Origin of the sequence: Ligilactobacillus aviarius (genome assembly GCF_001654615.1) — a bacterium.
Lineage (GTDB): Bacteria > Bacillota > Bacilli > Lactobacillales > Lactobacillaceae > Ligilactobacillus > Ligilactobacillus aviarius_B.
Genome location: NZ_LWUD01000030.1, coordinates 1 through 5,401, shown reverse-complemented (window position 1 = coordinate 5,401; position 5,401 = coordinate 1). Strand labels below are relative to the sequence as shown.

The 5,401-nt window shown below is 40.4% G+C and carries 5 protein-coding genes; 4 read left to right on the top strand and 1 reads right to left on the bottom strand.

The annotated features are described in order from the left end of the window. Positions 1-115 precede the first annotated feature (115 nt). Both A3O17_RS05295 and A3O17_RS05290 read left to right on the top strand, forming a co-directional pair. Entirely contained in the window at positions 116-1,105 is a 990-nt protein-coding gene (locus tag A3O17_RS05295) for a DNA-processing protein DprA (RefSeq protein WP_064207917.1), read from the top strand. Positions 1,106-1,196: 91 nt separating this feature from the next. Further along, a complete protein-coding gene (locus A3O17_RS05290) occupies positions 1,197-2,351 on the top strand; it encodes a D-alanine--D-alanine ligase family protein (protein WP_064207918.1) in 1,155 nt (384 codons plus the stop codon). Between the two features lie 35 nt (positions 2,352-2,386). Here the strand turns inward: A3O17_RS05290 and A3O17_RS05285 are convergent, their stop codons facing one another. Further along, positions 2,387-3,052 carry a DUF1361 domain-containing protein gene (locus A3O17_RS05285; protein ID WP_064207919.1) on the bottom strand — a complete coding sequence of 222 codons (666 nt, stop codon included), beginning with the start codon at positions 3,050-3,052 and terminating at the stop codon, positions 2,387-2,389. A 184-nt stretch (positions 3,053-3,236) separates the two neighbouring features. Between A3O17_RS05285 and cdaA the strand changes: the two genes are divergently transcribed. Next, positions 3,237-4,118: a diadenylate cyclase CdaA gene (cdaA, locus tag A3O17_RS05280; protein ID WP_064207920.1), complete on the top strand. Its 882-nt coding sequence runs from the start codon at positions 3,237-3,239 to the stop codon at positions 4,116-4,118. After that, on the top strand, positions 4,115-5,215 hold the full coding sequence (locus tag A3O17_RS05275) for a CdaR family protein (RefSeq protein WP_064207921.1): 1,101 nt from the start codon (positions 4,115-4,117) through the stop codon (positions 5,213-5,215). The genes cdaA and A3O17_RS05275 overlap by 4 nt, the downstream gene beginning before the upstream one ends. Positions 5,216-5,401: the final 186 nt, after the last annotated feature.

Genomic DNA, 5,401 nt, shown 5'->3' with positions numbered 1-5,401 from the left:
AACTTTTGTCTTGCACTTCATTTGGTCGCAGCCTTTTTTTAATGCGTTTAATTTCTAAAATATTTCGATAACCTTTATACTTAGAATAGTAATTTATGGAATAAGAGGAATTAAAATGGATAGCGATCAACTTACAGAATTAATTTTAGCGTTGCAAATGATCAAGGGCGTTGGTCCGAAAACGGTGTTGAAGTTTTTTGACACCGTTAAACCACGATTGATTTTGGAAAACTTCCGCAACATGCACCGCAATTCAACGATCAATCGGCGAATTAACGAAGGATCTTTGGATTATCAAAAATGGAAAAACATGCTTGCGGATGCTCGTGAATTGATGGAGAAGACCCGCAGTTACGGAATTCAAATTTTGAACTATCAGGATGCTGATTATCCGGATAATTTGCGAAGCTTAAACCATTATCCATTGATCATTTACGTTAAGGGCAATGTTAAAGCCCTTCAAGGTCCGTCAGTAGGATTTATTGGAACGCGGCGGCCAACGGAACTGGGTTATAAAATGGCGGAACGGATGGCATATCAATTTGCAAAAGATGGCTTGACGGTTGTCAGTGGGTTATCCGTTGGAACAAATACGGCAGCCCATACCGGCGCGTTAAAAGCAGGCGGCACAACGGTTGCCATTTTAGGTCACAGTTTGGAACAGCCAATTTACCCGAAGGAAAACAAAGATTTTGCTCAAGAAATCATTGATAATGGTGGCGCATTAATGTCAACTTATAGCCTTGGAGCAATTGTGCGGCGGCAATTCTTAGCAGCCCGCGATGAATGGGAAAGTGGACTTGCGGATGGATTGGTCGTTGTTGAAACTGACCAAAATGGGAAGACGGAATCCGCTTTGCAACACGCATTCAAGCAAGGACGACCAGTTGGAATGCTTGACCATAGCCAATGCCCGAAAATCGATGATGTCATGAAAATCGAACAGGCAATCGGCAACCAGGAATTTATCCGGAAAAAACGAGCAATGCCATTATGGGATATCGACAGTCTGCATCGTTTTGAAGCGACGATGGCAAAATCACGCGAAGAATTTTTGAAGAAGAGCAAACGGCATAAACGACTTGCTGAAATTCGTCTTTTTTAAGGGTAATTGGATGCAGATGATAATAAATTATGCTATACTTAGGTTTCAAGTTATGTACGAACAAAATTTTAAACAAAAGGTGATTAAGTAAATGGATAGCAAAAAGAAATTACATATTGCATTATTCTTTGGCGGAAACTCATCTGAACATGATGTTTCAAAGCGTTCAGCTCACAACATTTATGACGCTTTAGACAAAGACAAATACGAAGTTTCAGTCTTCATGTTTACGAAGCAAGGTTTCTTACTTGGTAACAAAGACTCTCTTCGGATTTTCAATGGCGAACCAGAGGATGAAGTTGTTGCCGAAGCAACGAAGGACGTTGACTTTTCAAATCCGTTAGCAAACATCCAAAACTTATCGGAAGTGAAGGATGTTGACGTCTTTTATCCAGTAATTCACGGGAACATGGGTGAAGACGGAACTGTTCAAGGTCTTTTCCGGTTGTTGAACAAGCCTTGGATCGGAAGCGGAATTGCTTCATCAGCTAATTCATTTGATAAGGATTTAACCAAGCAATTATTAACATTGCACGGGGTTCGGAATACAAAATACTTTGTTGTTACACCTGAAACGGTTGATGAACACCCATACAGCAAGGCCAAGGAAGAATTAGGCGAAGTTATGTTTGTTAAGCCTGCTCGTCAAGGTTCTTCAGTGGGGATCAATAAGGTTAAGACTGAACAAGAATACAACGATGCAATTCAAGAAGCCTTCCGTTACGATTACAAAGTAATGGTTGAAGAAGCCATCAAGAATCCGCGTGAAGTTGAATGTTCAGTGCTTGGAAACCGCGATCCGAAGTACTCAAAGCTTGGTGCGGTTGATGTCAACGGGGATGAATTCTACGACTACAACAACAAGTTCGTTGATGCTTCAGGTGTCGTCTTCAAGATTCCAGTTGATTTACCAGAAAAATTAACAAAGGAAATCCAAGAAATGTCAGTTAAGGCATTTAAAGCCTTGGATAACCGTGGTTTAGCCCGGATGGACTTCTTAGTCGATGAAAATGATGTTCCATACTTAGGTGAAGTAAATACTTTGCCAGGCTTTACCAACATTTCACTTTACCCACAATTATGGGAAGTTTCAGGAATCAGCTATTCAGATTTAATTGATAAGTTGATTCAACTTGCAATCGATGAATTTAACGACAATGCTAAACTTCACTATGACTTTACTGAATTAGGATCAGAAAAATTAGGTAAAGGATTATTAGACAAGAACGGAAAGCACCGTGATTAAAAAATAAGCTGTGATTTTACATCACAGCTTATTTTTTATTCTTCAAATTTGTTAAACGTTGAGCGGTAAATATTCATCACCAACCAGATCAATGCTTGGAAAACGGCGATCAAGATGACAAAGACCAGCATGCGGACATTCCACATTTGGATCAAGTCGTTGATCACGCCGTGCGGATCCATGAACAAGTAAACGGTGTGAAGCCGTAAGAACCGGCCAATGTAAACTCCAATCGAGGAAGCAAGAATCAAAATCCCAACGATTGAAATTTCAAAAAACGGACTCTTCTTCTTGAACCGTTTAGCAATCACTTTGCTGACACATGAAAGACTCCAAACGCCAAAAAGACTGGACATTAAAGCACTGAATACTAAGTTGCCATAGTGCCACCAAATGCGAAGCTTAAAGACCATCAATCCGGTAACGGCATTGTAAGGATTGATTTTTGCTAAGTGGAAAAGGTCAGTTAAAACGTATGGGGCGTTCGGATAAAATAACAGCCACAAAATAAAGAGGATGACAAACAACCAGCGGGGCTGCTTTTCGTTGATGTGCATTCCAATTTCGATCGGAATGTATGCCAGGAAAGTATTCAGCAACAGAAAACTATAAACTGCTTTCCCGGATGCGATTACACCGCCAATGTACAGCATGTAGAAGATAAATAGTAACCGTACGATCCATTGAACTTTTTTATTCATTGAAAACACCTCGGCTTGAAGAAAGTTCAAAAAGTATTATTATCATTGTACCAATTTTGGAATGGCTTTGCAGGTAAAAAAATCAATTTAATGAATAGTTAATGAGAATTAACTGTTTGTTGCGGTTTCTTAAAAGTATTTTCATGATACAATTATAATATATATGCTGAACGAGGAGGATAAAATGGGATTCTTAAGCAGTATTTTTACCTGGCAGCACTTTATTAATTTGTTGGATATTGCGGTTGTTTGGTATGCAATTTACAAATTGATGATGCTTTTACGCGGAACGAAGGCGGTTCAACTTTTCAAAGGCGTTTTGGTGATCATCGTTATTAAATTAATCAGTTGGTATTTAGGACTGCGAACGGTTTCATGGATCACAGACCAAATTATCAATTGGGGAATCATTGCAATCATCGTAATTTTTCAACCGGAAATTCGGCGCGGCCTTGAGCACCTGGGACGTGGGTCACTGTTTTTTAATAATAAAAAGAAGCAGAATGAAGCCCAAGAAAAAATGATTCAAGCCCTTGATAAGGCGATTCAATACATGTCAAAACGACGGATCGGGGCTTTGATGACGATCGAAATGAATACCGGACTTGAAGATTACATTGAGACTGGGATTCCGTTAGATGCAGATGTTAGCGGTGAATTGCTGATTAATATTTTCATTCCAAACACGCCGTTGCACGATGGTGCAGTAATTATTAAAAATAACCGGATTGCCGTTGCAGCGGCATATTTGCCGCTTTCAGAAAGTAATTTGATTCCGAAAGAATTGGGGACGCGGCACCGGGCGGCTGTCGGAATCAGTGAAGTAACGGATGCGTTGACGATCGTTATTTCAGAAGAAACCGGCGCGGTTACGATCACTAAGAACAATGAATTGATTCGGAACTTGACCCGGCAGGATTATTTAAAACTGCTGCATAACGAATTAATTCCGGCAGAAGAGAAAAAACAAAAGAATATTTTTGTGCGGTTCTTTAGCAAAATGAAAGCACGGAAAGAAAGTCGGAACAGCCACGCGGCAGTTCGTAAGAGGGGGCGGAAACATTGAAATTCGGTAAATTGTCAAATACAAAACTTGTATATTCCATTATTTCTTTGATTTTTGCATGTTTCCTCTTTGGGTATGTGACGACTGATACGGGCGCAAATACAAATGGCGCAGCCAATAAAGCAACTTTGTCGACCCAAAAATCAGCAACGGTTACGGTGCCGTTAAAGGTGAATGTCAGTTCCAAATACTTTGTTGAAGGTTACCCGGAAAACGTCAAGGTCAAGATCAATGGCCCAGCAGCGCTTGTTCAAACTGCAGAAAATACGAAGAACTTTCAAGCATACGCTGATCTAGAAGGACTAAAACCAGGGAAACACACTGTTAAGTTAAAAGTTTCAGGGGTTAGTCATGAATTAAGCGCCAACGTGCAACCTGAAAAAGTAACGGTTACGATCAGTAAAAAGACTTCAGCAACCTTCCCGATCCAAGTTCGTTTTGATTCGACGTTAATTGGGAACGGTTATGCAGCTGGGATTGCTTCAAGCAACTATTCACGGGCCAAAGTGATTGGTTCGCGCAGTTCGATCAATGCTGTAACGAACGTGGTTGCAAATGTTAGTTTGCCGGAAGACGTCCAACATTCAGTCACCCAAAACGTAACGCTTGAAGCGCTTGATGAAAATGGTAAACCGTTGAACGTTGTAATCGAACCGACATCGGTTAAAGCAACGGTTCCGATTTATGCAGCAACAACCACCAAGAAGGTCAATGTGCATTTGGTTGCCAGTGGCGGTGGCGATAATACGAAAAATTACAGTTTATCAACGGATACGAAAACCGTTACGGTAACGGGGACAAAACAGGCGCTGAGCCGGTTGCAAAGTTTAAATGTTGCCGTTCCGGTAAGTGGGGTAACATCGAACACAACGAAGACGGTGCCGATCGATACCATTCAGAATGGAATTATTGCGGTGAGTCCAAGCTCGATCAATGTTCAAATCACGGTTTCAGGTCAGGAAAACCAAGATTCGACACAAAACCAGAATCAGAATGGAAATAACCAGCAATCAGGGCAGAATAACCAAAATGCGACATCCAAGACTGCGAATAATCAAAGTCAACCAGCCCAGAAACAGGGTCAAACAGGGCAATAATGTGATTAAAGTTTGAAGATTAAGGAAATTTGATGAAAATCGGCTCTTTGTCAAATCGTATTGGTGAAGAACTTTTAGGAGAAGCATTAACTGTTATTATGCAGTTGGTGCTTCTTTTTGATTTAAGAGAAAAATACAATCAATGCGATTAAAAAAGTTATTTAAATTACGAAACCCGTAACAGTG